The sequence below is a fragment of the Bartonella sp. CL435QHHD genome (assembly GCF_042195095.1).
In the GTDB taxonomy this organism is placed as follows: Bacteria; Pseudomonadota; Alphaproteobacteria; order Rhizobiales; family Rhizobiaceae; genus Bartonella.
This window is the reverse complement of the sequence record NZ_JBHINS010000038.1, coordinates 1-3241: the sequence shown is the minus strand read 5'-3', so window position 1 is coordinate 3241 and position 3241 is coordinate 1. Positions and strand designations below refer to the sequence as shown.

The following is a 3241-nucleotide window of genomic DNA, read 5'->3' as shown; positions in this document are numbered from 1 at the left end:
AGAATCCTGCGCTACCCCTTCAGAAACTTCCTTAATCCGTGCATTTACATTCTTGATATTATCATCAAGACCAATAAATGCGCTACCAACATTTTCAAAACTAGCACTTGCTACCGAACCATCCGTATCAACCTTCGATAACTTGTAGGTTGGTCCTGTAAACGTACCGCCAACAAATTTTGCATCANCGCTACCAACATTTTCAAAACTAGCACTTGCTACCGAACCATCCGTATCAACCTTCGATAACTTGTAGGTTGGTCCTGTAAACGTACCGCCAACAAATTTTGCATCACCACCAAGGAATTTAGCTACATTCTGAGAAATTGTGTTGATCTGACTACCATTAATCGCATCATGTGAACTCTCACCAATGGCACCATCTTTTACATTATGAAGTGCAACTGGTCCTGCATCCTTACCTTTACCTAAAGTCACACTCGTGTAATCAATGCCGCCATTATCACCATCTTTTTTATCGTAATGCACAACAGCTGAATCATCAGACTGAAGGCTGGTAGAAAGTTCCTTCAGACTTGCATCAAGCTGACCTTTGTTAACAGCTTCATTATCCTTTGTTGCTTCACCAACACCTGAAAGAGTCCGATCCGTACCAGTCTTGTTGGCTATATTGATTTCACTGCCTTCTACTTCTTTACCAATAGTGATAAGATTTGTATCTGCATCTTTCTTAACAAGGCTATCTCCTCTAACATTGTTAATTTCATTGTTAATTTGTTTTGTAATCTCATTTTTAACATTTGTGATAGAACTACCAACCCCTGTTAAAGCACTCGCTACATCAGGATAATTCTGATCTTTAGATCCACCATCAGCATCAAAGGTCTTGACCGTGAATTTAGGATTCGTCCATTTACCTTCTGTATATTCAGCGCCACCACCTAAATAAGTTGCAACAGTCTTATTCGTCTCAAAAAGCTGAGAACCATTGATCGCATCACTTGAGCTTGAAGAAACCTCTCCATTGGAAAGAAATGTAATCTTACTCTTACTTTCCTTCTCTCCATGTGTTGCTACAAACGCCTTGTCAGAATCACTCCACAACAATGCATTCTGCTTAATATTTTCAGTAACCTCCGTGTTGTTTTGGGTAAACTCTTTTTGAAGATTCTCAAAAGATGTTCCTACACCCTCAAAAGCTTCCGATACAGTATTATACTTCTTCTCTTCAACTTTAGTACCATCCTCATTAATGGTCTTAATCTTGAAGCTTGGAGCTGTCCAAGCGCCACCGGCATAACTAGCATGACCACCTAAAGACTGCGCAACACTGTCACCTAGAGCATATAGCTGATTTCCTGCTACAGCATCGCTTGAAGTTCCACTAACGTCTCCGTTGGCAAGATGTTTAATCTTGCTGCTCACTCTTTTATCTTCTTTTCCATGCTGTGCCACAAAGGCCCCTTCAGCATCACTCCACAACAACGCATCGCCTTGAACTTCTTGCGTAATATTACTTAGTTTTTCATTAAACTTTTTGACCTCATTAGACAGATGTTTATTCACATTTATGAAGTTCGTATCAATTCCTGCAAAAGCAGAGCCTACATCATTATAGGATTCGCTTGTCACTTCACCATCTTCAGAAACTTTCGACACCGTATAAGTGGGATCTTTAAACTTCTCACCATCAAAGGATACGCTGCCACCTAAAATCTTTGATAAATCTGCAGCTATGGTATGAAGCTGACCTCCCGTAACCGCATCATTCGAGCCTGATACTATAGAGCCAGCCGCAAGTGATGTGATCTTGCTGTTTTCCTTTTTACCTTCTTCCGTTTTATGCTGTGCGACAAAGGCGTTACTCTCATTACTCCATAATAAAGAATCTTGTGCAACTCCTTCTGAGACTTCCTTAATGCGAGCGTTAACAGTCTTGATATTTGTATCAAGTCCTTTAAAGGCTTTTTCAACACCTTCATACGGTTTATCTGTTACCTCACCGTCTTTAGAAACTGTCGATAAGTCATAGCTGGGAACTGTAAAAGTGCCATCAGCACTAAACGATGATTTGCCACCTAAAATCTTTGATAAACTTGCAGCTATGGTATTAATCTGACCACCCGTAACAGCATCGCTCGAACCTGATACTATAGAACCATCAGCCAGCGATGTGATCTTGCTGTTTTCCTTTTTACCTTCTTCCGTTTTATGCTGTGCGACAAAGGCATTGGCTTCATCATTCCATAACAAAGCATCTTTCTCAATATGTTGAGAACTATCAGTTATTTTTTTATTAAAATCATTGATCGTATTCGTTATACGCGTATTCACATTCCCAAGGCTATAATCAAGCGCCGAAAGAGCTGAACCAACATTATGATGACTATTTGGCGATACATCTACATCACCAGTTTTTCTAATGTCATGTACCCCATAAGATGGTTCACTGAAAGCACCATTACTAAAAGCTGCATTCCCACCTAAGAACTTAGCAATATCACCGCCTATTTTATTAATCTGCTGACCATTAATTGCATCATAGGATTCTGAAGATATTACACCCTTAGCAACATTATGGAGTGCAACAGGTGTCTTGTCTTTACCACCCAAAGTTATACTCATATAATTAGGGGCACCATCCTTCTGTTTATCGTAATGAACAACGGCTGAATCATCAGACTGAAGGCTGGTAGAAAGATCCTTTAAACCTTTATCTAGCTGACCTTTATTAACCGCTTCATTATTCTTCGTTGCTGCCTTCACACCAGAAAGAGTTCGATCTGCTTTGCTACTATTAGCGATATTGATTTCACTGCCTTCTACTTCTTTACCAATAGTGATAAGATTGGTTGCTTGATCTTTCTTAACAAGGCTATCACCTTTCACATTGGCAATCTCATTATTAATCTCTTTGCTGATCTCATTTCTAATATTTGTGAAAGAATTACCAACTCCAGCCAAAGCATCCGCCACATTGCTATAAGTTTTCTCTTCAGAGTTACCATCATCCTTAACTGTCGTAACCTTAAAACTTGGAGCTTTCCATTGTCCTTGCTCATCATAGCCAGCGCCACCACCAAAATAGGTTGCAAGTTGTTCGTTCAGCGAATAAAGCTGACCACCCGTGACAGCATCCGTTGAATCTTTAGAAACATCACCATTTGCTAGAAACGTAATTCTACTGTTTTCTTGTGTCCTTACAGCTCTGCCTTTTTCTTCTTTGCTCTTTTCATGACGTGCTACAAAGGCATTAGCTTTATCGTTCCATAACAAAGCA

The 3241-nt window shown here is 39.8% G+C and carries 1 pseudogene; it reads right to left on the bottom strand.

From position 1 onward, the window contains the following. A pseudogene (locus ACFILH_RS01685) lies at window positions 1-3241 on the bottom strand (hypothetical protein); the annotation flags it as partial.